Here is a 25,483-nt window from a genome sequence, read left to right on the forward strand (position 1 = left end):
GCTTTTTTATCTCTTAATATACTCTGTGCTGTGCTATTGTTCCGCGAGATATAAATTAGCTTATTTGTTTAACACTAATAATTATAGCCTTTTTTGTTGGATGTATATGATAAAGCTCGAGTTACTACTGATTATAGGTTGTAAAAACAAAAAATCCTGCAAATTTTGTTTGCAGGATTTTTGTTTTTTTGTAGCCCGTAGGGGAATCGAACCCCTGTTTCAAGAATGAAAATCTTGCGTCCTAACCCCTAGACGAACGGGCCATTTCCTTTGTGATGCTGCAAATATAGAAGCTTTTTCAATAAGCACAAAAAAAAAGTGCGCTTACAATGCTAATTCGCTGAAATTGAGAAAAATTATTTTTTTAAGCGACCTTATCCAACAGCATATGCCAGCATATATTCATTGAATTTTTCATAATGCACCTCAAAAGTCTGGTGGATATGGTTGCTGTCCAGTTCGAGTTTCAAGACACCTTGTTTTTGGTATTCGAAGGGTTGTATGGTCATGTTGTTTAAGAAAGAGACCCCTGAATTCCCCTGAAGTTTATAGATTGCCTCTTTGGCACACCAACAGGCATACAACTGCTCGTATCGTGTATCACCCTGTGAAATAAAAGCAAGTTCAACGGGTTTGAGAAACTTATGCTGGATCCGTTCAACTTTCGTCTTGATAATTTCCATATCTATCCCTACTTCTCCTTCGGTACTTATCATTGCTGCGGCATAGTCAAAAGAGTGCGAAAGTGATATCTTCTGCGGGAAATTGGCAAGGTAAGGTTTTCCGTTAGCATCAGAAGGGCAGTCAATATAACGTGAAGTATTTAGTAAAGTCCGCAACAACACACGTGTAGCAAGCCAATGTAAGCGCCGCTTCCCTTTATTAAAAGAACCTAATTTGGCCTTCTCACGCTCATCCAACTGAAGTTTGGACAATAAATCATCATCCGATTCTTCAATCCGCCAAATGGCAAATTTGGTTTGGCTATCTATTTCACGTAAATACACTAGACTCATACCCAAATTTAAAAAACAAATCGCAAATTATCGCACACTCAATGCCGAGCGATTTGAAATGTTGATTAGCATGTCTGAAAAGAAGAGGACAAAATCAATTTGAGTGGATTGCTGAGATTAGCGTTGATAGCATTTGAAAAGCGGGCTGCCGCTCGTCTTTGAATGATCAAATGAGGCTGATCCGCACCCGACAGAGCGAATTATTAACAAAAACGAACACTTTAAATAAAAAATAGCGTAAAAATTTGTGTGAGAACCGTATTTTTGAATTTATATAGCATGGCCTGATGCTCTTGCTATCTTGATACACATGATTTTATCGGATAAAAGAATTCTTGAAGAGATTGAAAATGGCAGCATTGTCATTCAACCATTTGATCGTAAGTGCTTAGGAACAAATTCCTACGATGTGCATTTGGGTAAATATTTAGCAACTTACGCAGATCGCGTTTTGGATGCCAAAAAACACAATGAAATTAATCATTTTGAAATTCCAGAGGAGGGTTTTGTATTGGAACCTAATACCCTTTATTTAGGTGTCACTCAGGAATATACAGAAACGCACAAACATGTTCCTTTTTTAGAAGGAAAATCGAGTACTGGTCGTTTGGGAATTGACATCCATGCGACAGCAGGTAAAGGTGATGTGGGCTTTTGCAATACATGGACATTGGAGATATCTGTTGCACAACCCGTGAGAGTCTATGCAGGTATGCCAATCGGTCAATTGATTTATTTTGCTGTAGAAGGCGAGATAGAGACTTTTTATAATACAAAGGGTAATGCAAAATATAATGGCAAGACTATCCGTCCTGTCGAATCCATGATGTGGAAGAATAGTTTTTAAAATGAAAAACATTGGGTGGATTATTTTAGGGATGCTATTGATTGTCTTAGTCAGTGGGTTGCTCTATTATTTTGTCCATCCTATGTTTGGCGGAAGCTTTAAAGGTGCGCGATTAGAGCGGATGAAGCAATCCCCTAATTTCAGAAATGGTGTATTTCATAATCTTGAGGTGACACCTTCCTTGAAGAGTGATGTAAACATCGTCTCTTTAATGTGGGATTTTCTTTTTAATAAAAAGCCGGGGCTTAAGCCATTGGGTGCATTACCGGCCATGAAATGTGATCTAAAAAACCTGCCGTCACAAGATATTCTGGTGTGGTTTGGCCACTCATCTTATCTCCTGAAGATTGATGGTAAATTGTTGCTTGTAGACCCTGTATTCAGCGAAAATGCCTCGCCCGTTCCGGGGAGTAACAAAGCGTTTAAAATCGCAGTGGATTATACAGCAGCAGACCTCCCCAAAATAGATTACCTATTTATTTCCCATGATCATTATGATCATCTTGATTATGAGACCATAATCAAACTGCGTGAGAAGGTAGGTAAGGTCATCTGTGGTTTGGGGGTAGGAGCGCATTTGGAATCCTGGGGTTATAAAGCAGAACAAATTGTCGAAGGCGATTGGTATGATCAGATAAATCTTGTGCCTGATTTTCAGGTAACTTTTACGCCCGCTAGACATTTTTCCGGACGTAGGATCACGAGAAACAATACCCTTTGGACTTCCTTCGTCTTGAAGACTTCAAAATATAATTTATTTTTAGGAGGCGATAGTGGTTATGGAAAACATTTTAAGACAATCGGTGAACGGTTTGGTCCATTTGACCTGGCTATTTTAGAAAATGGGCAGTATAATGATGCTTGGCATTATATTCACTCTTTACCCGAAGAATGGGGCCTTGAAACCAAAGATCTACAAGCTAAAGTCACACTGCCTGTCCACTCTTCAAAATTTGCTTTGGCCATGCACGGATGGAAAGAGCCAATGGAAAAGTTTTATGAAACTGCTCAAAAGGAACATAGTAAACTTATTACCCCAAAGATAGGAGAACTGGTTCATCTGAATAAATTGGATACCGTATATTCCCCTTGGTGGCGGGAGGTTAATTAATTATTGCTTGTTCTTTTCAGCAATCCACAACGACATATATTTTGTGCTCTGTACAGTGTGATGCAAGAGTATCTGGCTAATAAAATTCTGCTGCCGATGTTTATCCAATTGTACTTTAAGTAAAGATAGATTGGTCATGAAATCTGCTTGATATTTTCGTTTTTCATAACGCTCGTTGATAATACGAATGCCATTAGTCTGTGCTGTTTTCCAGGTGATCTTATCGTTATAAAGTTCCACTGTTTTTTGACAGAATTTCTCAGGATCATCTTCAATAAAGCCATTCCAGCTTAGGTTACCTCTCATCGCCTCGGCACCAATGGAAGTTGTGATGGAGGGAGTCCCCGTTTGCATGGCATCGATAAATTTGCCTTTTACACCAGCGCCAAATTGTATCGGCGCAACCAATAGTCTGTAATTGGACATGGTGAGCTTTGCAGAATCAGCCCGTCCCTTGATATGAAAATTCTCCCTGGGATTATGCAGCTGAAGTACTTTTTGGGTAGGATAGGCCCCATAGATATGTAATTCTACTTTCGGAAGCATTTTCCGAAGAATTGGCCAAATCGTTGTCTTTAGATATTGCACGGTATGCCAGTTCGGCTCATGGATGAAATTACCAATAAATAGTAGGTCTTTTCGCTCTTCAAATGGTTTCCAGGCATTAATATCGGTAGCAGTAATCTCATTTTCAAGAAAAGGGAGATAATAGAGAATATCGGGTGAAATGCGGAATACTTCCGTTAGAATTTTCATTTCGGACTCCGAAATAATCAATGATAAATCGCATCGTAATATCGAAGCAATTTCTCTTTTTGCTGTGTCGGTAAATAATTCCTCGAAAGAAAAATCGTCCTTGTTTTTAATACAGGTTTGTCGTGCCTGTCTTAAGAAATGGAGATCCTCGGTGTCGAGCACCCGAAGAGCATCAGGACATTGTTGGGCCACCCGCCAACCATATTGTTCCTCCACCATAAAGCGGTCAAAGACAACGATATCAGGCTGCAGCTCTGCAATAAATCCGTCAAAACTGTCAGAGTTTAATACAATGGACTGTTCGTCAACACCTAAAGGTTTTAATGCTGCACTATAGGGCGACTTCGCTGCTGCGGAAGCAAATGTAATTTGATAAGAACGATCCAGGAATGTCTCGATCAGTTGCATCATCCGAAAACCGGCAGCTGAGGATGTTGGCTCTGGCCATACCAGTCCGATAAACAAAACCCTTTTCTCTTTCATGGGCGAAAATTACAGATTAATGTCAAAAGAATTGATGAAAACTTAACAATTTATCATTTTCAAACGATTAGCTTTATTTCGTGTTTATAATACGGGATGGTTATTATACAATAAACGATAATATGGGCAAAACTATTGTTCAACGCATTCGACATTTTTCGCCAAAAACCTATTGGAAGGAGCTAATAGCCGTTTTGGTCATTCTGTTAGCCTTTGTTTTTTTTAGAAATGAACGGAAAGAGCTGGCCGCCATTATTCCGCAGTTAAAGGCGGCAGACCTGACTTGGGTTTCGGTCGGCATTGGTATAACTCTGCTTTATGTCCTATTGCAAGGTCTGATGTATGTGCAAAGTTTCAAAGCCATTGGTCTTTCGATCAGTTTGAAAATCGCTATAGGTCTCTTCTTAAAAAGAAACCTGCTCAGCGTATTCCTCCCTGCGGGCGGTATAAGCTCACTTGCTTATACGACTACTCAGTTACGGAAGAGGAATCTGAATACGACACAGATTCATCAGGCTGGCGCTCTCTATGGTTATGTAGGATTGTTAACCGTTTTTCTGATCGGTGTACCCGTAATATTATATACCATTTGGGACAATAAAAATTTTGGGGATGCATGGATTTCATTACTGATTTTGGGTGTTCTTTTGGCTGTTGTATTCTGGCTGGTATGGTCTTTTCGTACGCATAGAGGGATCTATCGATGGGTGGAATTAAAATTTCCAGCAGTAGCCTCCAATATAGACGAGATATTTTCTGGAGAAGTGAAGATGAAATATCTCCTAGGGACGGTATTGGCTTCAATCGTTGTGGAGTGCTGTGGGATAGCCCATGCTTTTGTCAGTATGTATGCTTTGGGTTTGGATCACTCCTTTGAGGCGGCAGCTATCGCCTACACGGTTTCGGTAGTTTTGATGATTGTATCCCCTTTTTTGCGAGGATTGGGGGCGGTGGAACTAACCATGTTATATATCTTCAAAGCATACGGTTACGGTCAAGCCGAAGGTTTGGGCATAACCATTCTTTATCGGGTATTCGAATTCTGGCTGCCGCTATTGTTAGGATTAATCGCTTTTGCTTGGCGCGGTAGGCAGCTTTTAGCGCGTGTAGGACCAGCCTTGCTGATCTTCTTTTTGGGTATGGTCAACATTGTTTCGGTACTGACGCCACCATTGGCAGATCGCATGAAGCTAGACCGGTTTTATTTACCTCTCGAAGCTATCCATGCATCAAAGTTTATGGTATTCGTTTTGGGAGTAGGTTTGTTGGTTACCTCGGCCTATTTGATCAAAGGCTTTCGTGTGGCATTTTGGATAGCTGTTGTGTTCAGTGCGCTTTCTTTATTTGGACATGTGTTTAAAGCATTGGACTATGAGGAAGCATCAGTAGCCCTGTTGACTCTTATCTTTTTGGGGATTAGTTATAAGCAGTATCGGATTAAAAGTAATATTCGCTGGGTAAGGATCGGATTCGTAACCTTTGCTGTCGGATTGATTGGGGGCTGTTTATTTGAAATATTAAGCTTTTACTTTATTGATGAACAGCATTTTGGTATTGAGTTTACTTGGCGGCAGTCCATTTACCATACCATAAGAAGTTTTTTGTTATTCGCTGATGATGATTTGATGCCACATACCAATTTCGGGCAGGAATTCCTGCGGATTACGCAAGTTTTGGGGATTTTTTGTTGGTTTCTACTCATCTATGCGCTCGCCCGCCCGCGTTTGATTACCGACGAGGATTCGAGTAAGTCTGAACTAGAACGGGCGCAGCAGCTGTTGGACGAATTTGGGCAGTCACCTATGGATTTTTTCAAATTGGGGAAGGACAAATATCTTTTTTTCTCTGAGGTTTCAGAGGGTTTTACAGCTTATCGACTAGCAAATGAGTTTGCCATAGTATTGGACGAACCAGTCTGTGAACAAGGAGATAAAGAAGAACTGGTTGAAGAGTTTGACCGGTATTGTTATGCAAATGGGTTAAAAGCGATTTACTATCGGGTTGATGAAAATAGTTTGGTTCATTTCTCGTCGCTTCGAAAACAGAAGATAACAATCGGTCAAGAGGCTGTTTTGGAATTAGCGGCATTTACACTGGAAGGAAAAGATCGTAAATCACTGCGTAATGGACTTAATGCAATTCAGAAAAAAGGGTTTACCACAGCAGTATTGAAAGCGCCGCAGCAACTAGAGACCTTGGAAGAGCTTAAGGCCATTTCTGATGAATGGCTGAGGGAATTTGATAAAAAAGAAATGGTCTTTTCCCAGGGAATGTTCAGCGCCGAAACCCTCGTTGAGCAGGATATTATTGTTCTTAAAAATGATGGTGACAAAATCGTGGCCTTCCTGAATATTATTCCTGATTATGCCAAGGATGAATGTACTTATGATATGACCCGAAAGTCGCTGGAAGCACCGGGCGGTAGTATGGATGCACTAATAGTTGAGATGATCAGCTATGCAAAAGCTCAGAATTATAGCTATTTGAATATGGGAATGGTTCCCATGACTGGGTTGGAAACAACGGATAGTCCGGCAGAAAAGATTATGAAATTTGCTTCCACCCGCTTGGGAAACTTCAAACATTATCATAGTCTGCGCGATTTTAAAGAGAAGTATGCGACCTTTTGGGAAAACAAATATCTTATCTTTGATAATGATTTTGATCTGATACAGCTCCCTGTTGCATTAGTTAAGGTGATGAAACCTAATGATTAATATACTTTGGAGCCTTATTAAGCAAGCATTACTGATCCTATGAAGAAGTTGACCGTTTTATTTATCATCGGTTGCATGGGATTTCATGCACTCGCCCAACAACGTTTGATCGAAATGAAATATTGGAATAATAAATCAGTATTACCTCTGGTACTTTACTTGAGTGGGGATGGTGGATTCAATTCTTTTTCAAATAAAATATGTCAGCTGATTGCTGATGCGGGTTACGCAGTGGCTGCTATTGACTCCAAGAGCTATTTTTGGAAGAAAAAGACCGCCAAGGATATCGCCGCGGATATCTCGAATACGCTCAAAAACCTTATTTTGGCAAGACAGAACCAGCAGCTTTTTATTGTGGGATATTCTTTTGGAGCAGATGCAGTACCTTTTATCATAAACCGTATTGATCCCTTGGTAAAGAAAAATGTGCGAAGCATCGTACTGTTGGAGCCCTCAGTATCCACAGATTTAGAGATTCATATCACCGACATCTTAGGGCGGAGTAGTACCAAACGTAGCCTTGACGTTGTTGCCGAGATTAATCGGATAGAGGGGATTAAAACGAGCATTGTTTTGGGAGATGATGAGGCCGAATTTCCGGTAGAAAAGATTCGATTGAAAAACTTTAACAAGAAATATCTTTCAGGTGGACACCATTTTAGTGGCAATGCAGATAAAGTGGTTAAGACAACCCTGTCTCTTTTTTAGTATTTCTTATCCTAGATCAAATAAATTGATAAAAAGACCCACTATTTTTGAATTAGTTTTTAAATAGAGAAGACACATGGAATTAGGAATAGGAATGTTTGGTGACTCGAGGATAGATCCCACTACAGGTCAGATCCAGGCTGCACAGGATAGAATGAAAGAAATTATTGAAGAAATCAAACTGATGGATCAGGTTGGGTTGGATTTCTTTGGTATCGGCGAGCACCATCGGGAAGATTATGCTGTCGCTGCGCCCGAAATTATACTGGCGGCGGCTTCCACAGTTACCCAAAACATCCAGTTGGGTAGTGCTGTTTCGGTATTGAGCTCGGCTGACCCGGTCAAATTGTTTCAAGATTTTGCAGCGGTCGATCTGTTGTCCGACGGTCGGGCAGAGCTTATGGCAGGTAGGGGCTCGTTTATTGAGTCATTTCCGCTATTTGGATATGATTTGAAGGATTATGCGGATTTGTTTGAGGAGAAACTGGAACTACTACTACGGTTGAATAAACAGAATCCAGTGACTTGGCGTGGAAATTTTAGAGCTCCTTTGATCAATCAGGAAATTTTTCCGCGACCAAAGAATGGATCTTTGCCAATCTGGGTTGCAGTAGGGGGTACCACTTCATCTGTTATCCGTGCCGGAAAATTGGGTTTGCCTGTCATGTTCGCAATTATTGGGGGGATGTATGAAAGTTTCGACCATTTGTTTGAAATGTATCGCCAAGCTTATGAAGATAATGGACATGATATGTCAAAATTTCAAGTTGGTGTTCACATGCATGCCTTTTTTGGTGATAACAGTGCGCAGATTGCGGATTATTATTATCCGATCTACTCGGCACAGATGAATCGGATCGGAGCAAGTCGCGGATGGCCACCCTATCAAAAGACACAATATGACTTTGGCAGATCGTCTCGGGGGCATCTTATCGTTGGCGATGCAGAATATGCAGTTGATAAAATTTTGGAGATCCATGAGAAATTTGGATTGACCCGTTTCTCAGCACATATGGACGTTGGCGCACCCGGACATAAAGAAATGTTGCGGTCTATTGAGATCTATGGCGAAAAAATCGCACCTAAAATTAGGTCGGTACTTAATAAAGATAGCTAAAAGAGCGTATTATCATTTTTTTTAAGCAGAGATATTACCTACCTTTGTCAGTAAATTATTTTAGATAGTAGAATGCTTGGACTTAAGTTGTTGACAGATCCGCGATGGGCAAATATCGCTGAAGGAAATTTGGAGGAGATTCTGACAGATCATGCTTGGTGTGAACAGAAAGCCGCTTCAAATGCAATATCCTTGATCACAAACAACTCAGAGCATGAGGATTTGGTTCATGAATTGACAGCTATAGCTATTGAAGAAATGGAGCATTTCAAAATGGTTATTGACATTATCAAAGAACGGGGCTACACATTGGGGCGTGAACGGAAAGATGACTATGTCGGTCAACTGATGAAATTCTCCAAAAAAGATGGCAGCCGGAATATGGCTTTTATAGACAGACTACTATTTGCTGCTATGATTGAAGCGCGTAGTTGTGAGCGGTTTAGGGTTTTATCACAAAATATTCAAGATAAAGATCTAGCGCAATTTTATTACGATCTGATGGTGTCCGAAGCAAATCATTATACCACATTCCTGAATTTTGCAAGGAAATATTCCGTGGATGTCGACGTAGACAAACGTTGGAAAGAATGGTTGGATTTTGAGGGTAAACTGATCCAGTCTTACGGAAATAAAGAGGCCATACATGGCTAAAGGATAGCGAATCTACCTATTTTAAAACACATACATAACAGTTGTCCCGTTCTATTTTCTTTAGAACGGGATTTTTTGTCACTTAATTATTCTTATCTTTGTACCGTGATTGAAAAAAGTAAAATAATAGATATCAGGAGTTTGTCTTTGAGTCAGATCAAAGATCAACTGACCGCGTTGGGTGAGCAAGGCTTTCGTGCAAAGCAGATTTACGAGTGGCTATGGGAAAAATCCTGTGTAGATTTTGATCAAATGAGTAATTTGAGCAAGCCCCTACGCGAAAAGCTGAAAGAAAATTTTACAATTAATGCTGTCAAAGTTAAGGAGTCGCAAATCAGTTCAGACAAAACGATAAAAAGCAGTTTTAGACTTTATGATGGCAATATCATAGAAGGTGTACTTATTCCTGCACCCGAACGTATGACAGCCTGTGTTAGCTCGCAGGTCGGTTGTAGTCTGACCTGTAAATTCTGTGCGACGGGTTATATGGATCGAAAACGTAATCTTAATGCGGATGAAATTTATGATCAAGTTGTACTAATCAGTAAACAAGCTGAAGAAAATTACAATCAGCCGCTGACGAATATTGTCTATATGGGTATGGGCGAACCGCTGTTGAACTATGCCAATATGATGAAGTCCGTTGAACGTATCACAGCTGCAGATGGTCTTAATATGGCTGCTAAACGAATCACTGTATCTACAGCCGGTATTGCGAAAATGATCAAAAAGTTGGGTGATGATCAGGTGCGTTTTAATCTGGCTCTTTCGTTACATGCAGCCAATGATAAAAAACGGAATGAGATTATGCCGATCAATGAGCAGAATTCCTTAGCTGCATTGGCGGAAGCACTGAAATACTTTTATGCGAAGACGAAGAGCCCAATAACATTTGAATACATTGTTTTCAATAATTTCAATGACGAATTGGAGGACGCAAAAGAACTTGCTAGATTCTGTAAGCATGTGCCTTGTAAAGTAAATTTGATTGAGTACAACCCAATTGCTCTCGCCGACTTCCTGAATGCGGAAGCTGATAAGATCGATGTATTTGCCAACTACCTCAAAAGCCAAGGAATCATTACGAACGTAAGAAGAAGCCGAGGAAAAGATATTGATGCCGCTTGCGGACAATTGGCAATAAAAGACAAGGATAAGGAGACTTCAGAGGCATAGTTTACAAGATTGTTGGTATCTTTAACTGAGGGAGTTACCTGTATGCAATTTGATCTACGAAATATTCTGGGTGATTTTGCCGCCATATTCTTTCCCAAGGAATGTGCGTGTTGCGGTTGTGCGCTTAAATATCAGGAAAAATATATCTGTATTGCCTGTGATTTCCATTTGCCTTATACCGATTTTCATACTTACTCGGATAACGATACTGCCAGGCAACTTTGGGGGAAAGTCCCTATCGAAGAGGCCTGTTCTTTTATGCTCCTACAAAAGGGGAGCCGTGTGGAGCATTTAATTTACCAGATTAAATACAATAATCAACCCTTTTTGGCTGAATATCTTGGTTATCAGTATGGTCTCAAACTGCTTGAATCGGAACGATACCGCGGTTTATCAGCGATTGTTCCAATTCCTTTACATGCGAGTAAACTCAGGAAAAGAGGATATAATCAATCAGCATATTTTGGGCAAGGCCTATCTCGGGCAATGAATATTCCTTTACGGGATGATGTACTGAAACGTCAACGGGCGACAATGACACAAACAGGTAAAGACCGTCTATCACGTTATGAAAATGTAGAAGATGTATTTGTCTGTAGACAGCTTTCACAACCGCTGGGAGAACATGTTTTACTTGTTGATGACGTTCTAACAACCGGTGCGACAATCGTTTCGGCTGCACTTACGCTACAGGAATCGTTAGGATGTAAAGTGTCTGTCGCAACTTTGGCTCGTGCCCAATAGTTGTATTGACAGCCCATGATGAAGCGATAGTTGATCCAAGCGCTCAAAGTATTAAATAGATCTGAGTACATGAAGAAGATCTTCTACACTCTTCTGTTTACGTAGTTCAATAGATAGGCAAACCCCGCCATACCAATACCTACAGAGTCAGCAAATAAATCCCACCAATCACCACTACGGTAAGTAGAAATATAAAGCTGAAGTAATTCGGTCAATCCGGCAAATGAAAAGCCTAGGAATGATACAATGAAAATAGGGAGCCAACGTGTTGGTTTTCCTCTAAATTGCTGTATAACACCGTTATACAAGAGAGTGCAGAAAACGAAAAACATACCCGCATGAACGAGTTTATCCATGCCAGGATAGCTAGGCACTGCATCAAAATTATTTCCGGGAAGCGTACACAAAACAATAACTATGATGGCCCAAATAAAACACCATTTATAGTCTAGTAGGATTTTAATCATGGGGATAAATATCCAAAAATTTCCTGATAGAAATGAAATTTAAATAATTTTAAAAAATTATTATACTGATAATCAGTTGATTATTGTAATTGTTTTGTTTTATATGGTACTATGTATTGCATGGTACCATAAAATACATATATCTTTGTATTGTTATGATAGCTGAAAATACACAAATCCAAATGAGGAAGGGGATACTTGAATATTGTATCCTATCCATAATTTCTCGAGGAGAAATTTATGCCTCCGATATTATCAGCGAACTGAAGAAAGCCCAATTGTTGGTTGTGGAAGGAACCTTATATCCGCTTTTAACACGTCTAAAAAATAATGGCTTGTTGAGTTATATATGGAAGGAATCGACTTCAGGTCCGCCTAGAAAATATTATGAAATTACCCAAGAAGGGCTCGATGTCCTTGCAAGATTGGATGTTACCTGGAATGAATTGGTGTTTGCTGTAAACACATCATTGGTAGGTAGAAACAATGATTCAACTAAACCAGTTAAAGACAATAGCGATGAATAAGACAATAATTATCAATATAAATAGCATCGTCTTCCATATTGAGGAGGATGCCTATGAGGTACTGCGGTCGTACATGATTGATATACAGAAGCATTTTGGTCAATCGGAGGATAGCCGCGAGATTTTAGAGGATATTGAGAACCGTATTTCTGAGATGTTTACAGAGAAGATCCAGGCAGGAAGTAAAGAGGTCCTCAATATGGAAGATGTAAATGCCGTTATTGATCAGATGGGCAGGGTGAGTGATTTCGAATCGGAGGATCAGGACGACTACGCTTCTTTTCGCCGCGAGACGAATTCCGATGGTTTTAAGGTCGGCAAAAAGCTGATGCGTGATCCCGATGATCGAGTTTTCAGTGGTGTCTGTAGCGGTCTAGGTCACTTTTTTGGGATTGAGGCCAAATGGGTTAGACTACTTTTTGCACTGTTTGTCATCATCGGAGGATCGGGGCTGTTGGTCTATGTCATTCTTTGGATTGTAATGCCACCTGCTATGACCAGGGCTGATAAAATGGAGATGCGGGGCGAAGCGCCGAATATCCAGAATTTTAAACGTTCTTTTGACGAGGAAATGAGCGGTGTGCGGGATACGTTTTCACGCGGATTGGATCGGACAGGAGATGGGGTGACAAAACTATTGCAAATCATTGTAAAAGCCATTGGTGTCTTTTTTGTCATCCTTGTTGGGGCAACACTCATTGGATTGATTATCGGATTAATATTCTTTGCATTAGCTATTGTAAACGTGATCCCTGATGTAATGGACGACTCTGGACCATTCTATTTAATGGAGCCTAACGATGTGCCTTTTGCTTTGATAGCTGGTTTTTTGTCTATATTCATTCCTCTTGCGGGATTATTTTACTTACTTCTACGTGTTCTTTTTGAAAAGAAGCCGATGAATAATTATCTGACAACAACGCTCTTCGTAGCGTGGTTGGCATCGATAGGAGCGATTATCTACTATTCAACTTCGATAGCAAAAGAATTTAGAGAATCAAGTACCATTGTCGAAGAAAAGCCTTTGCAAAAGCAATCCGTGTATTTTTTAAGTGAAAATGATATTCGGGTAATCCGTTTAAAAAATGGTGTTAAAAGCGGTGTCGGCATAAAAAGCGATAACTTTTCGTCCTATCTGAAACGTGATATCCGGATCCGGATCGAACGTATAGATTCATTACAGGAACCTTATATACGCTATGAATATTCTGCTAAAGGAAATACCTATAAAGTGGCTACCGACAGGGCTGCCAAAATCAATTATGTCCTTAAACAAGATTCAACTGCACTGATTTTTGATAATGCATTCCAGTTGACTGAGGGTGAGCGTTATCGGGACCAAGAGGTAAATGTTACATTGTTTTTGCCCGTAGGTACCAAACTGGTGATCAATGATAACCTGGAGGATAAGTTACGTGACATCTCATTTTACGACTGCCGCGACCGATACAATAAAGATTTAAGGGATGTAAGAGATGTCGAATTTGTGGTGACCTCGCTTGGTGTAAAATGTGCTTTGCCAGAAAAGGAATCTGCAGAAGAGGAAACTGATGATTCGGATAGCAACCATATTGTTATTGCTGATACATCCATTGTAATCCGAAGGGATACGATCATCAATGCGAAAAAAGATGGAGTGTCTGTTCAGATAAAAAAGAAATAAATCTTTAGAAGTCTTCCGCTCCTATGGAGTGGAAGACAAATTATACAAGCCAATACCATTATGAAACCCTTATGAGCTTATTGAATCTGCAAAACCAGATGAATATCTGCATCATAGGAACTTCATTGCCTTAAAAAATGATTAACCTAATGAAAAAGTGTTTTTACTTCTTACTGTTAAATTTGTTGATTGTCTCCTTTGTCCAAGCGCAAGTGAAGGTTACGGGAAAAGTGCAATCTGCAGATAGTGTGCCGCTGCCTTTAGCAACGGCCTACCTGATGAAAGTCAATTCTGCTGTTGTTCTAAAAGCTGTCGTGACGAATGAATCGGGAGAATACCAATTTACAGATGTGGGGCCGGGGAGCTATCTCGTCGAGGCAAAGATGGTGGGGTATGCTTCAAATCGAAGTGGCACCTTTGCTATCAACAAGTCCGATCATTCACTTGAGGTAATCCAGCTTAATGCTGATAACCGAAAATTGCAGGAAGTCACGGTGGAAGGAAAACGCCCTATGGTCGAGAGTAAACCCGGCAAACTGATCCTAAACGTAGAGAATTCTCCATTAGCAGCGGGCAACAATGCATTGGATATTGTCCAACGTGCACCAGGTGTAAGCCTCGACAACAACAATAATTTGCAGTTGATGGGGCAGTCGGGTGTAGCGGTTACCATTGATGGACGACAGACTTACATGTCTGGTGAACAATTGCTTAATTTTCTGAAAAGTACAGATGGCAATCAAATTAAATCTGTGGAAGTGATTACGACCCGAGCTGCAAAAGATGATGCCGAGGGAGCGGTGGGAACGATTAACATTGTCCTTAAAAAGAATCGGATGGAGGGGTTTAATGGAGCCCTTAATCTGACGACGGGGCATGGTGAAAAGTTCCGGGGAAATAGTTCCCTTTCATTGAATTACAAAAGGAATAATACCACGCTATTTGGATCATATGCTTATTCTAATGAAAAGTCTTATCGAAGACTTTACATCGATCGTGTCATACAGAATGGAGGTAAAAAGAAATATTTCGAGCAAAAGTCTACATTGGATGAGGATGAGCGCAATCATTCTTACCGTTTTGGTGTTGAACAAAAGACATCTTCAAGAAATACGTTGACCCTGCAATTCAATGGATCTAACAATACCGAATACAATGACAATAATAGTAAAACCAACATTGGTACAGCTGTATCCGTTTATGATACAATATTAAGCTCTTCGTCTTCTTTCAAAGAATTGTTCGACCGTTATTCGGCTAATCTTAATAATGAGTTTAAGATAGATTCCAATGGACGGAAACTGACTGTTGACCTGGACTGGAGTAAATTTAGGAGCAGTAAACGTGTTACTTATCTCAATCAATATGCTGATATCAATAGTAAACCAATTGGTCCTGCGGAAAATGAACGTAGTGGAATGCCAATTGGTATTGATATCTATGTTGCAAAATTCGACTATGAACATCCCTTATCAAAAAAATCAAAGCTTGAGATGGGGGCTAAATATTCGAATGTAAAGTCCGATAATGACCTTCTTTTCGAAAAGCTGCAGAATGATTCCTGGGTAAACGATACGACACGGACAAACCATTTTGTATACAAAGAGCAAATCGTGGCTGCCTATCTAGATTATAATACCAGTATCGGAAAGTGGAGTCTTAAGGCGGGTGTGAGGGGAGAATATACGATTTCGGATGGTAATTCTCTTACGACAAGTAAACGTGTGAAACGTGATTATTTTCAACTTTTCCCCAACGCTAACTTGACCTATTCGCTCCATGAGAATCATATCTTGTCATTAGGTTACACCAGAAAGGTCACACGTCCTAATTATCGACAATTGAACCCATTTGACTATTATATTGACAAGTTGACCTTTGAGCGTGGAAATCCGTATTTAAATCCTCAATTTTCAAATGAATACACATTGAACTATACGCTATTGCAACGTTATAATATAACACTGGGGGTCAATGATGTGAAAGATGCAATTGTGGAAAGCATGGGACAGGATTCGGTCAAAGGTGAAACCTGGGTCATTCGGGAGAATTTGGGGCGGAATCTGAATTCCTATTTAAATCTCAATATTCCTGTGACTGTGTCGAAGATCTGGAGTATGAACAATAACATCACAGGAATCTATTTTGATTTTGATGGTATGATTTCAGGTATTCCGGTCAAAAGGAAATCATTTCTGCTTCAAGCGAATTCCATGCATAATCTAAAATTAAGTAAGAGCCTTACTACCAATGTCAATTTACGCTATTTTTCACCTTTTAAATATAGTGTGTATGATCTAGAAGGGCGATGGGATATGGAAGTCGGTGCGACCAAAACATTTAAGGATCAGCGTAGTTCGTTAAAACTAGCCGTTAGTGATTTGTTCAATACAGGCAATCAAAATTTACTCACTACTTTTGGCGAATTTGATTCTAAGATCAGGCAGCGTCAAGATCGGAGGGTAGTACGATTGACCTACTCGTACAAATTTGGTAACCTTAAAAACAATTACCGTAAAAAGGATACGAGCAACGAAGAGAAAGACCGGGCTCAATAGAAAGCTTAATAAAATATATTGTAACAAAAAAGAGGGCAGTTCAATTAAATGGACGCCCTCTTTTGGTTTATACTAACTACTAAAAAATATACTTTGTACTCAGGAAGTTGGACTCATTTTCGCTGACAATCTCATTTAAGAGTTTCTTGTTTTCCTCCGTAAACTTGGCTGCGACCAAAGAACGGATGGAGAACGAGCGCAATGCATCTACCACAGACAGTGTTCCCTCGGCGCTATCTTTTCTTCCGGTGAACGGGAAGGTATCTGGACCGCGCTGGCATTGGCAATTGATGTTGACACGGCTAACCTGATTGACCAATGGGTCGATCAAAGATGAGACTACAGCCGCGTTATTGCTGAAAATGCTCACTTGTTGTCCATGAGATGAACCGATGAGGTATTCGATAGGCTCCTCTAGATCATCAAAAGGTACAACAGGGATGACAGGTCCAAATTGTTCTTCTCTATAAAGCTTCATCTGTGAATTTACAGGATAAACAATGGCAGGATAGAAAAACGATTCGGCAACCTGACCGCCGTTCTCGTTTACTACTTTTGCACCATAAGCTTTCGCATCTTCGATACATTCAGTCAGATAAGCTGGTTTGTTGACTTCTGGAAGTGGTGTCAAGGAAACTCCTTTCTCCCATGGCATTCCATATTTAAGTTTGCTCACTTCGGCAGAGAGACGTTTTAAAAATTCTTGTGCTAAACTGCGGTGTACATAGATTATCTTCAATGCTGTACAACGTTGTCCGTTGAAAGATAACGAACCCAATACAGTCTCAGAGACAGCTAGATTTAAATCCGCATCTTTTGTAATAATTGCCGCATTTTTGGCATCTAACCCTAATATTGCACGCAATCTATTCACCTTTGGATGTAACTTTTTAAGTTCGTCAGCTACACGGCTAGAACCGATTAAGGTCAACACATTGATTTTGCCAGATTGCATCAAGGTAGGTACGATCTTGTTGCCTCGACCATAGATGGTATTAACTACACCTTTTGGAAAACTTGTTCTGAAGGCTTCTAATAAAGGATAATGTAATAGCGTTCCGTGTTTAGGTGGTTTGAACAACATCGTATTCCCCATGATCAATGCAGGGATCAATGTTGTAAAAGTCTCGTTTAATGGGTAGTTGAATGGTCCCATACATAAGACAACACCTAAAGGAGATCTTCTGATCTGTGCAATGATACCTTGTTCAATTTGAAAACGTGATGAATCGCGGTCTATATCTTTTAGTGCATCGATTGTCGCATAGATATATTCTACTGTGCGGTCAAATTCCTTTACAGAGTCTGCATAGGACTTGCCGATTTCCCACATAATAAGCTTGACAACAATGTCTTTCTTGGCAATCATCTTTTGTGTGAAATTTTCAACACATGTAATACGATCGGCAACACTCATTGTTGGCCACTCTCCACGTCCGTTGTCGTATGCTTTTACAGCAGCGTCAAGGGCTTCGATGGACTCTTTTTCTGTACAAACAGGAAAGCTGCCGATGCGCTTACGTTTCAAGCCATCCTTAGTCTTCACACAAATCGGTGAAAATACCTCGTTTACTTGACCCGTCCAAGAAATCATTTCTCCATTGGAAAGGAACTCTCTTTGATCGACCTGTTCGTCCAGTGTAAATTCTGCGGGAATGTCTTTCTCCTCGTAGAAGATACCTTCTAAGTTTAAGCTCATTGTTTTTAAAAAATGGTTTAGATTGATATTTGTAATGATACTGCTAATATACTATAAATTTTACAATATATGTTAATTTTTTATTAAAATAAGTTTAGGTACTAGTGTTTTCATTACGATCCATGCAATCAGGTAGGCAATCGCACAAAAGGAGAAGATGATAAAATATCCTGCTTCCTCGCCTTTAAAACCCATAAAGGTCATTTGCGTTTCCTTGGCATAATCGAATAACCATCCCGATGTTTTATTGATGATAAAAGCACCAACGCCACCCGCAAGTCCACCGATTCCTGTAACCGTTGCAATGGAACGTTTTGGGAATGCATCTCCGATTGTCGAAAAAATATTAGCGGACCATGATTGGTGCGCTGCGCCTGCAAAACCGATCAAGATTACAGGTATCCAGTAGGATATATGGCCCAATGGCTGGGCAAACAGGACCACCAATGGAACAAAAGCGAATAAAAGCATGGCTTTCATGCGACCTTCATAGGCATTCATGCCTTTTTTCTCAACGAAATAGGTTGGTAACCAGCCCCCGTAAATGGAAAGCATTGTAATTGCATAGAGTACGAATATAGCCAGCTGCCCTTCAGTATCGGACGATTTTATATCGTATACAGCGGAGAGGTAGGCCGGCATCCAAAATAGGAAAAACCACCAAACACCGTCTGTCATAAATTTTCCGAAGACAAAGGCCCAGGTTTGTTTGTATTTAAGGCATTCAGAAATTGTTGTTCTTGGAACTTTTGTATTCCCCCGTAGTTCCGGCTGCTGCTCGTGATCATCCTGATTGATATAGGCTAATTCCGCAGCATTTACTTTCGGATTTTCATCTGGTTTTTTATAGAGAAAGATCCAGAATCCCATCCAAACAAATCCTAGGGCACCAATAATGATGAATGACATTTCCCAGCCCCAATGAGCAGCGATAACAGGGATGGTCAAAGGAGCAGCCAGGGCACCTATTGTTGCACCGGAGTTGAAGATACTTGTCGACAGTGCCCGATCTTTCTTTGGGAAGTACTCCGCAGTAGCTTTGATTGCCGCAGGGAAGTTTCCTGCTTCTCCAACTGCGAGGATAAAACGGGCAAAGATAAATAAGTTGACACTGACGCTAATGACAAGGCCAGCATTGTTAACATGAGAAATCGCTTCTTTTGCACCTTCAAAGCCTACAAACCATTCGCCAGCGACAATGCCGGAGGTTGCGATGCCACAGAAAGCGTGCAATATGGCGCCAATAGACCAAATCCCAATAGCCCATAAAAATCCCTTTTTTGTATCCATCCAGTCTACAAACCGACCTGCAAAAAGCATGCTGATTGCGTAGAAAATAGAAAATAAGGCAGTAATATTTCCGTAGTCTGTATTTGTCCAATGGAATTCGGGGCTAATAAAATCTTTCCAGGTCAAAGAGAGTACCTGACGGTCTAAATAATTGATTGTAGTAGCAAAAAATAGTAAGGAGCAGATTACCCAACGGTAATTTCCCTTTTTCTCCGTATTCATCATAATAGGTTTATAAAGTTTGTTTTTTTAAGTTTATCGTGCTTTCGACACGAACTCGAGTGCCAGCTTTGTATTTTCAGCTAATTGGTCGGTATTTTTTGGATCGATCAGCTTGCTGCCCATACCGACGGCACATACTCCTGACTTGAACCATGCTTTTAAATTTTCCATTTCGATTTCTACACCCCCCGTAGGCATAAATTTTTGACCTTTAAAGAGATCGCGTATAGATGACATAAAGGCTGGCCCTAAGATATTCGCCGGAAACAGTTTGATGAGTGCGGCTTTTTGCTGTTGAGCAGTATAAATCTCAGTAGGTGTCATACAGCCTGGAATCCAGAGTTTATTTTGTTCATGTACGAGTGCTCCAACCGCAGGATTGACCAGTGGTGCAACAATAAAATCTGCACCGATTTGGAGAAATTGTGTTGCGTCTTCGACGGATTTAATGGTGCCTATACCCAGATAGAGATCTGGCATCTCAAGGTCTCTTACCGCTAGCAAGCTTTCGAAGATGGTTAGTGCTTCAGGCCCACGGTTCGTAAATTCAAAGACACGTATGCCCCCCTGATATAAAGTACGGAGAATATCAATGCTCTCTTCTTTATCATGATGGAAGAACAAAGGAAGCATCCCCTGTTCAATAATCTTTTCTAATACTTTCTCTTTCAAACTCATGCTATCATTCTATTTTTTATATCGTCAACTGTACTTGTTGTGGCATCGCTGGGAATAAACAGTTTGTCAAATGCAGCGAGCGTTGCAAACTCCAGTGTCTCCGTTGGCGAAAGGTTGGAATATAAGCCATAGATCAGACCTGCCATAAAACAATCTCCACTACCTACTTTATCCAAAATCTCTGCCGAGCGGAATTCCGTTGATTTAATTAAATTATCCGTATCAAATAGGGTAGTATAATATTTTATTCCTTTGGATTCATAGTCAAATCGGAAGGTATTGGCCACATATTGACACAGCGGATTGTTCGCTATGATCTCCTTGCTTGTTTGCTCTGCTTGCCGTAATAATCCCTCTTCTTCGTATCCCGCTGACTGTGTGATGAACTTACTGTCGAGCTGTGTGCCAAGCATTTGATGTGCAGCCCATATGTTGCCCATAATTAGATTACAGTATTTCGCAATCTCTGGCATAATGTCTTTGGGATCCTTGCCATATTTCCAGAGCTTTGAACGGTAATTAAGATCTAAAGACACAAAAATTCCTTTTTCTTGAGCCACTTTAACAGCTTCAAGGCAGAGGTCGGCAATGTCTGCATTGATCGCAGGACAGATCGCAGAGAAATGGAACCATTGAACATCCGAAAATGTTTGATCCCAGTCTATACTGCCTACTTTGAGGCTAGCAAATGAGGAGTTGGCCCGGTCATAGATTACCCCTGCGTTTTTCAGGTCCTTTCCTTTAGGTAGGTAATAAATTCCTAGCCTATCTCCCGTCCATTGCATGGGAGAGGTGTCTATATTTTTTCGTTTTAAATAGAGATCAATTGCTTCACAGATTGCATTTTGAGGAATGGCCGATAGATAAGACGAGGGCACTCCCCAAAGTGCCAGTGCAGTCGCCACATTTAATTCTGCTCCTCCAATATAGAAGGGTAGTTGATGCTGTTCAATCCAATCCTGCTCTATGTCTGGACAGATCCGCAGCAACAATTCTCCAAAGCTTAATACTTTACCTTGCATTTTCATTAAAATTCAAAATATTCTTTTGCATTATTATAGCTGATATCCTGTACAATTTTTCCTACCCACTGGATATCATTTGGGATTTCACCATTTTCGATATCCTGTCCGAAGATGTTACAGAGTAATCTCCTAAAATATTCATGCCGTGGAAAGGAAAGGAAGCTTCTAGAATCAGTCAACATACCAACAAATCGACTTAACAGGCCCATATTTGATAAGGTATTGATTTGTTTTGTCATGCCATCTTTTTGATCCAAAAACCACCAAGCCGAACCAAACTGTATTTTCCCTTTTACGGAGCCATCATTGAAATTTCCAATCATTGTCGCAAAGAGTTCATTGTCTGCAGGATTCAGATTGTATAAGATTGTCTTGGTCAGTTTATTCTCATTATCTAATTTATTCAAAAATTTTGACAAAGCGCGCCCTTGACTGAAATCACCAATCGAGTCCCAGCCTGTGTCTGGACCGATCAAACGGTGCATGCGGGCATTGTTGTTGCGCAGTGGACCAATATGATACTGTTGCACCCAGCCCTTTTCATAATCCCATTCGGCAAAATAGATCAACATAGCCGATTTGAATTTTAGATTCTCAGTAGGACTAATTTCTTTTTTACTTCTGATCTTACCGAATATATCTTTAATCTCCTGCTCCGTATAATCCTCTGCATAAATTTGCTCTAACCCATGATCAGAAACCTTACAACCATTGGCAGCGAAGAAATCATGTCTCGATTTCAATGCATTCAGGTAGTCTTGTAAATTACTGATTTGCCGATTGCTTACCCTTTCAAGTTCGTCAATATACTGATTGAGCGCTGCGATGTTGTCCGCATTCATGGCTTTATCTGGACGGAATGCCGGAAGCATTTTGAAAGATTCCTTTTCTTGGGCAAACTGTTGATGATATTGGAGGCTATCGATCGGGTCATCGGTTGTACAGACGACCTCCACATTCATCATCCGAAGCAGTCCGCGTACGGAATGACTGTCTTGTTGTAGTTTGGCTTGCGTGTCTGCATATATTTTGGATGCGGTTTTGGGAGAAAGCAAATCCGTTATACCGAAATAGCGCTGCAGCTCAAGATGGGTCCAATGATGAAGTGGATTCCGTAATGTATAAGGAACAGTTTCGGCCCATTTGATGAATTTTTCTTCATCCGATGCGTCTCCAGTAATATAGCGCTCATTGACCCCATTTGCTCGCATAGCCCGCCACTTGTAATGGTCTCCATGAAGCCAGGCTTGACTGATGTTGTCAAACTTGATATCGTTGGCTATTTGCTCTGGAATCAAGTGGTTATGGTAATCAATGATGGGTAGATCTTTTGAATAATTGTGGTACAGCTCTTCTGCTGTTTTGTTGTTTAATAAAAAATTCTCGTCTAAAAAAGCTTTCATATATATAATTTATAAGCTTGTATTCCATTTTACTACAGTACCGTTTTTGCGATTACAAAGCATCATAACTTTCGCTGTTGAGACGAAAGGAAAGAAAAATTGCAAAAGAGTTGAAAGTTTGGTCGTCCGCATTTCAAACTGTTTAATTGGTCAATGAAATTACCAATATTAAAGCCTTAGTTAAAGGAAATTGATTAAAATAAATGCGCAAACGTTATCGGGGATTGTATTTGGGATCCAATTATTTTAGATGTGCCTCCCGATTTATCTGAAATCAGGCAGAATGGTTATATTTGCTCATCAAATTTCTAAACATGGACATTCAATCGCTATATCAGATTTATAAACAGTATCCAAATATTACAACAGATACACGTAAAATTGAGAAGGATAGTATATTCTTTGCACTGAAAGGCGCAAATTTCAACGGGAATACCTTTGCGGAACAGGCTCTTGAAATCGGAGCGAGGTATGTTGTCATTGATGAGGAAATTTATAAAAAAGGGGAGCAGTATATCCTGGTTAAAGATGTGTTGACAACATTGCAGGGACTGGCAAATTATCATCGGAAACAGCTAAATATTCCCGTTATCGGTATAACAGGAACGAATGGAAAGACAACAACAAAGGAATTATTATATTCGGTTGTCTCTCAGAAATATAAGACCTATGCCACAAAGGGGAATCTAAATAATCATATTGGCGTTCCTTTGACCTTGTTGGCCATTGATGCAACTATCGAAGTTGCCATTATAGAAATGGGGGCAAATCATCTCGGAGAAATAGCCTTTTTATGCGCAATCGCTGAACCGACACATGGATTGATCTCCAATGTGGGGAAGGCACATCTGGAGGGATTTGGTTCTTTTGAAGGTGTTAAGAAAACAAAAGGGGAACTATACGATTGGCTTCAGGATCATCAAGGAACACTTTTTTTGCAGGGGGATAACCCACATCTTGGCGAAATGGCAGCAGCCCGTCAAATTGCTGAAATTGTGACTTACGGATTTTCAGAGAGTAATGATGTCATCGGTAAATTGATGAAAGCAAATCCGTTATTGCAGATTTCCTGGAAGACAAAAGAAGATCCACAGACCTATGTGATAGATACACAACTTACAGGTTCATACAATACAGAAAACTTTTTAGCCGCTATTGCAGTGGGCCTACATTTCAATATCTCTCCGCAGGAAATCAATTCAGGGATTGAAAGTTATACGCCGACCAACAATCGCTCGCAGATCATGAAAACAGCGCAAAATACAGTGATCTGTGATTATTATAATGCCAATGCAACGAGTATGGCTGCTGCCTTGGATAATATTCGGATTATTGAGGCCGATAAGAAGGCGGTTATCTTGGGGGATATGTTTGAACTTGGAGCAGAATCTTTCGAAGAACATCGGAAAATCGTGGATAATGTAAGAAGTATGTTCGCTGATCGTAAGATTTTTGTCGGAAAGGCATTTTTTGAACATAGAAATGATGATGCCGAGTTTTATGAAACGACCATAGAAGCGAAGGTTGCCTTGCAAGAAAAACCGATTATTGGAGCTACAGTATTATTAAAAGCTTCCCGTGGTATGGCTTTTGAAAATCTGATAGACATACTGTAAGTTCCTTTTATTTTTCTTAGGGTCAACCAGGTATTAATGTTGGACTTTGTCCGACCTACCAGCGCAATGTTTTCATGCTGTGTGTACTTAAAAGGGGCACTTAATGCGGACGCAAGATGGTAAGTTAAATCTAAAAGCGACGTAAGTTTTGTCATGTGAGGATTAAATATTGACCAAAATGAGCAAAATAGTCCTTCGGGGAAATGTAGCTCATTTGGAAAAATGTACCTTTGTATCGTATAATGGACAAAAAACGTTTTTTTTTAGAAATAGCCTACTTTGGGCAATCATATCATGGCTGGCAGGTTCAAAACAATGCAATTTCTGTACAGGAAGTATTGAATGGTGCTTTGGAGACCTTGTTACGTGAGCCTATCGAGACTACCGGAGCAGGAAGGACAGATACCGGTGTACATGCGAAGCAATTGTATGCTCATTTTGATGCAGCTCCTGTAGGGATATTAGCAAAACCAGAGCGTTTTATTCATTCACTTAATGCCCTATTACCTTTTGATGTTGCGGTTAAAAGATTGATTGAAGTTGCCGATGATGCACATGCCCGATTCGATGCGACGCATAGATCTTATGAGTATCACCTTCATTTCCATAAGGATCCGTTTATTTATCCCTATTCTTGTTTCATGCGCGACCGTCCTGATGTCGATAAAATGAACGAAGCTGCCCAGTTTTTGTTGGGTAGGCAAGATTTTGAATGTTTTAGCAAGTCTCATACGCAAGTGTTTACAAATATTTGTGATATTCGTAGAGCAGAATGGTTATGGCATAACGAGCAGGATCTCGTTTTTCATATTACCGCTGATCGTTTTTTGCGCAATATGGTTCGTGCTATTGTGGGAACTTCGTTGGAGATCGGACTGAAGGGTAAACCAGCGTCCTTTATGCAAGAAGTGATCAAGAGCAAAAGCCGTGGCAAGGCAGGTGTGTCTGTCCCTGCACATGGATTGTATTTAACAGAAGTAGCGTACCCTTATATATAAATATTAAC

Annotated in this window: 21 protein-coding genes and 1 tRNA gene; 13 read left to right on the top strand and 9 right to left on the bottom strand. The window is 40.2% G+C overall.

Annotation, left to right across the window (positions count from 1 at the left end):
- Positions 1 to 191: 191 nt before the first annotated feature.
- Together AC07UV_RS13200 and AC07UV_RS13205 are read right to left on the bottom strand one after the other, a co-directional pair.
- Positions 192 to 263, bottom strand: a tRNA-Glu gene (locus AC07UV_RS13200).
- Positions 264 to 374: 111 nt separating this feature from the next.
- Positions 375 to 1,016, bottom strand: coding sequence for a 4'-phosphopantetheinyl transferase family protein (locus AC07UV_RS13205; protein WP_495184094.1), 642 nt, complete (start codon positions 1,014 to 1,016; stop codon positions 375 to 377).
- Positions 1,017 to 1,326: 310 nt separating this feature from the next.
- Between AC07UV_RS13205 and dcd the strand changes: the two genes are divergently transcribed.
- Together dcd and AC07UV_RS13215 are read left to right on the top strand one after the other, a co-directional pair.
- Complete coding sequence (dcd, locus tag AC07UV_RS13210) at positions 1,327 to 1,863, top strand: dCTP deaminase (RefSeq protein WP_120260458.1); 537 nt, start codon at positions 1,327 to 1,329, stop codon at positions 1,861 to 1,863.
- Between the two features lies 1 nt (position 1,864).
- On the top strand, positions 1,865 to 2,974 hold the full coding sequence (locus tag AC07UV_RS13215) for an MBL fold metallo-hydrolase (RefSeq protein WP_495184095.1): 1,110 nt from the start codon (positions 1,865 to 1,867) through the stop codon (positions 2,972 to 2,974).
- On the opposite strand, the gene AC07UV_RS13220 is transcribed toward AC07UV_RS13215, so the two are convergent.
- The gene (locus AC07UV_RS13220; protein ID WP_495184096.1) at positions 2,975 to 4,213 is read right to left on the bottom strand and encodes a glycosyltransferase; all 1,239 of its coding nucleotides are present in this window, start codon (positions 4,211 to 4,213) and stop codon (positions 2,975 to 2,977) included.
- A gap of 122 nt (positions 4,214 to 4,335) precedes the next feature.
- Between AC07UV_RS13220 and AC07UV_RS13225 the strand changes: the two genes are divergently transcribed.
- From AC07UV_RS13225 to AC07UV_RS13250, 6 genes are all read left to right on the top strand, one after another.
- Positions 4,336 to 6,930: a phosphatidylglycerol lysyltransferase domain-containing protein gene (locus AC07UV_RS13225; protein WP_495184097.1), complete on the top strand. Its 2,595-nt coding sequence runs from the start codon at positions 4,336 to 4,338 to the stop codon at positions 6,928 to 6,930.
- Between the two features lie 39 nt (positions 6,931 to 6,969).
- Positions 6,970 to 7,638, top strand: a complete 669-nt coding sequence (locus AC07UV_RS13230) for an AcvB/VirJ family lysyl-phosphatidylglycerol hydrolase (RefSeq protein WP_495184098.1) — start codon at positions 6,970 to 6,972, stop codon at positions 7,636 to 7,638.
- Positions 7,639 to 7,714: 76 nt separating this feature from the next.
- Positions 7,715 to 8,755 carry an Atu2307/SP_0267 family LLM class monooxygenase gene (locus AC07UV_RS13235; protein ID WP_495184099.1) on the top strand — a complete coding sequence of 347 codons (1,041 nt, stop codon included), beginning with the start codon at positions 7,715 to 7,717 and terminating at the stop codon, positions 8,753 to 8,755.
- Between the two features lie 72 nt (positions 8,756 to 8,827).
- Positions 8,828 to 9,409, top strand: a complete 582-nt coding sequence (locus AC07UV_RS13240) for a MiaE family protein (RefSeq protein ID WP_120260452.1) — start codon at positions 8,828 to 8,830, stop codon at positions 9,407 to 9,409.
- Positions 9,410 to 9,514: 105 nt separating this feature from the next.
- The gene (gene rlmN, locus AC07UV_RS13245; RefSeq protein ID WP_495184100.1) at positions 9,515 to 10,585 is read left to right on the top strand and encodes a dual-specificity RNA methyltransferase RlmN; all 1,071 of its coding nucleotides are present in this window, start codon (positions 9,515 to 9,517) and stop codon (positions 10,583 to 10,585) included.
- Between the two features lie 9 nt (positions 10,586 to 10,594).
- Positions 10,595 to 11,329 carry a ComF family protein gene (locus AC07UV_RS13250; protein ID WP_495184101.1) on the top strand — a complete coding sequence of 245 codons (735 nt, stop codon included), beginning with the start codon at positions 10,595 to 10,597 and terminating at the stop codon, positions 11,327 to 11,329.
- 83 nt (positions 11,330 to 11,412) lie between these two features.
- On the opposite strand, the gene AC07UV_RS13255 is transcribed toward AC07UV_RS13250, so the two are convergent.
- Complete coding sequence (locus AC07UV_RS13255) at positions 11,413 to 11,685, bottom strand: VanZ family protein (protein ID WP_495184102.1); 273 nt, start codon at positions 11,683 to 11,685, stop codon at positions 11,413 to 11,415.
- Positions 11,686 to 11,951: 266 nt separating this feature from the next.
- Here AC07UV_RS13255 and AC07UV_RS13260 point away from each other — a divergent pair, with 266 nt between their 5' ends.
- The 3 genes from AC07UV_RS13260 (at position 11,952) to AC07UV_RS13270 (ending at position 16,544) form a co-directional block, all read left to right on the top strand.
- Positions 11,952 to 12,323 (top strand): PadR family transcriptional regulator, encoded by a 372-nt coding sequence (locus AC07UV_RS13260; RefSeq protein ID WP_282251640.1) that lies wholly within the window; start codon positions 11,952 to 11,954, stop codon positions 12,321 to 12,323.
- Positions 12,316 to 13,986, top strand: a complete 1,671-nt coding sequence (locus AC07UV_RS13265; protein WP_495184103.1) for a PspC domain-containing protein — start codon at positions 12,316 to 12,318, stop codon at positions 13,984 to 13,986. The genes AC07UV_RS13260 and AC07UV_RS13265 overlap by 8 nt, the downstream gene beginning before the upstream one ends.
- A gap of 149 nt (positions 13,987 to 14,135) precedes the next feature.
- Positions 14,136 to 16,544, top strand: coding sequence for a TonB-dependent receptor domain-containing protein (locus AC07UV_RS13270; RefSeq protein WP_495184104.1), 2,409 nt, complete (start codon positions 14,136 to 14,138; stop codon positions 16,542 to 16,544).
- A 79-nt stretch (positions 16,545 to 16,623) separates the two neighbouring features.
- Here the strand turns inward: AC07UV_RS13270 and AC07UV_RS13275 are convergent, their stop codons facing one another.
- The 5 genes from AC07UV_RS13275 to uxaC form a co-directional block, all read right to left on the bottom strand.
- Positions 16,624 to 18,243, bottom strand: a complete 1,620-nt coding sequence (locus AC07UV_RS13275; RefSeq protein ID WP_495184105.1) for an NADP-dependent glyceraldehyde-3-phosphate dehydrogenase — start codon at positions 18,241 to 18,243, stop codon at positions 16,624 to 16,626.
- A gap of 72 nt (positions 18,244 to 18,315) precedes the next feature.
- On the bottom strand, positions 18,316 to 19,755 hold the full coding sequence (locus tag AC07UV_RS13280) for an MFS transporter (RefSeq protein WP_282256155.1): 1,440 nt from the start codon (positions 19,753 to 19,755) through the stop codon (positions 18,316 to 18,318).
- Between the two features lie 33 nt (positions 19,756 to 19,788).
- Positions 19,789 to 20,433 carry a bifunctional 4-hydroxy-2-oxoglutarate aldolase/2-dehydro-3-deoxy-phosphogluconate aldolase gene (locus AC07UV_RS13285; protein WP_495184106.1) on the bottom strand — a complete coding sequence of 215 codons (645 nt, stop codon included), beginning with the start codon at positions 20,431 to 20,433 and terminating at the stop codon, positions 19,789 to 19,791.
- Positions 20,430 to 21,455, bottom strand: coding sequence for a sugar kinase (locus AC07UV_RS13290; protein ID WP_282251646.1), 1,026 nt, complete (start codon positions 21,453 to 21,455; stop codon positions 20,430 to 20,432). The genes AC07UV_RS13285 and AC07UV_RS13290 overlap by 4 nt, the downstream gene beginning before the upstream one ends.
- Before the next feature lie 5 nt (positions 21,456 to 21,460).
- Positions 21,461 to 22,861: a glucuronate isomerase gene (gene uxaC, locus AC07UV_RS13295; protein ID WP_495184107.1), complete on the bottom strand. Its 1,401-nt coding sequence runs from the start codon at positions 22,859 to 22,861 to the stop codon at positions 21,461 to 21,463.
- A gap of 314 nt (positions 22,862 to 23,175) precedes the next feature.
- Between uxaC and AC07UV_RS13300 the strand changes: the two genes are divergently transcribed.
- Complete coding sequence (locus AC07UV_RS13300) at positions 23,176 to 24,477, top strand: UDP-N-acetylmuramoyl-tripeptide--D-alanyl-D-alanine ligase (RefSeq protein ID WP_495184108.1); 1,302 nt, start codon at positions 23,176 to 23,178, stop codon at positions 24,475 to 24,477.
- 242 nt (positions 24,478 to 24,719) lie between these two features.
- A complete protein-coding gene (gene truA, locus AC07UV_RS13305) occupies positions 24,720 to 25,475 on the top strand; it encodes a tRNA pseudouridine(38-40) synthase TruA (RefSeq protein WP_495184109.1) in 756 nt (251 codons plus the stop codon).
- The last annotated feature ends 8 nt before the right edge of the window (positions 25,476 to 25,483 follow it).

Source organism: Sphingobacterium sp. GW821-FHT03E03, assembly GCF_059420745.1.

Coding starts and splice junctions, on each gene's coding strand:
- AC07UV_RS13290 (WP_282251646.1), bottom strand. CDS start 21,455: ATGCAAGGTAAAGTATTAAGCTTTGGAGAATTGTTGCTGCGGATCTGT.
- AC07UV_RS13230 (WP_495184098.1), top strand. CDS start 6,970: ATGAAGAAGTTGACCGTTTTATTTATCATCGGTTGCATGGGATTTCAT.
- AC07UV_RS13205 (WP_495184094.1), bottom strand. CDS start 1,016: ATGAGTCTAGTGTATTTACGTGAAATAGATAGCCAAACCAAATTTGCC.
- AC07UV_RS13300 (WP_495184108.1), top strand. CDS start 23,176: ATGGACATTCAATCGCTATATCAGATTTATAAACAGTATCCAAATATT.
- truA (WP_495184109.1), top strand. CDS start 24,720: ATGGACAAAAAACGTTTTTTTTTAGAAATAGCCTACTTTGGGCAATCA.
- AC07UV_RS13270 (WP_495184104.1), top strand. CDS start 14,136: ATGAAAAAGTGTTTTTACTTCTTACTGTTAAATTTGTTGATTGTCTCC.
- AC07UV_RS13280 (WP_282256155.1), bottom strand. CDS start 19,755: ATGAATACGGAGAAAAAGGGAAATTACCGTTGGGTAATCTGCTCCTTA.
- uxaC (WP_495184107.1), bottom strand. CDS start 22,861: ATGAAAGCTTTTTTAGACGAGAATTTTTTATTAAACAACAAAACAGCA.
- AC07UV_RS13275 (WP_495184105.1), bottom strand. CDS start 18,243: ATGAGCTTAAACTTAGAAGGTATCTTCTACGAGGAGAAAGACATTCCC.
- AC07UV_RS13240 (WP_120260452.1), top strand. CDS start 8,828: ATGCTTGGACTTAAGTTGTTGACAGATCCGCGATGGGCAAATATCGCT.
- AC07UV_RS13215 (WP_495184095.1), top strand. CDS start 1,865: ATGAAAAACATTGGGTGGATTATTTTAGGGATGCTATTGATTGTCTTA.
- AC07UV_RS13260 (WP_282251640.1), top strand. CDS start 11,952: ATGATAGCTGAAAATACACAAATCCAAATGAGGAAGGGGATACTTGAA.
- AC07UV_RS13220 (WP_495184096.1), bottom strand. CDS start 4,213: ATGAAAGAGAAAAGGGTTTTGTTTATCGGACTGGTATGGCCAGAGCCA.
- AC07UV_RS13265 (WP_495184103.1), top strand. CDS start 12,316: ATGAATAAGACAATAATTATCAATATAAATAGCATCGTCTTCCATATT.
- AC07UV_RS13235 (WP_495184099.1), top strand. CDS start 7,715: ATGGAATTAGGAATAGGAATGTTTGGTGACTCGAGGATAGATCCCACT.
- AC07UV_RS13225 (WP_495184097.1), top strand. CDS start 4,336: ATGGGCAAAACTATTGTTCAACGCATTCGACATTTTTCGCCAAAAACC.
- AC07UV_RS13255 (WP_495184102.1), bottom strand. CDS start 11,685: ATGGATAAACTCGTTCATGCGGGTATGTTTTTCGTTTTCTGCACTCTC.
- AC07UV_RS13285 (WP_495184106.1), bottom strand. CDS start 20,433: ATGAGTTTGAAAGAGAAAGTATTAGAAAAGATTATTGAACAGGGGATG.
- dcd (WP_120260458.1), top strand. CDS start 1,327: ATGATTTTATCGGATAAAAGAATTCTTGAAGAGATTGAAAATGGCAGC.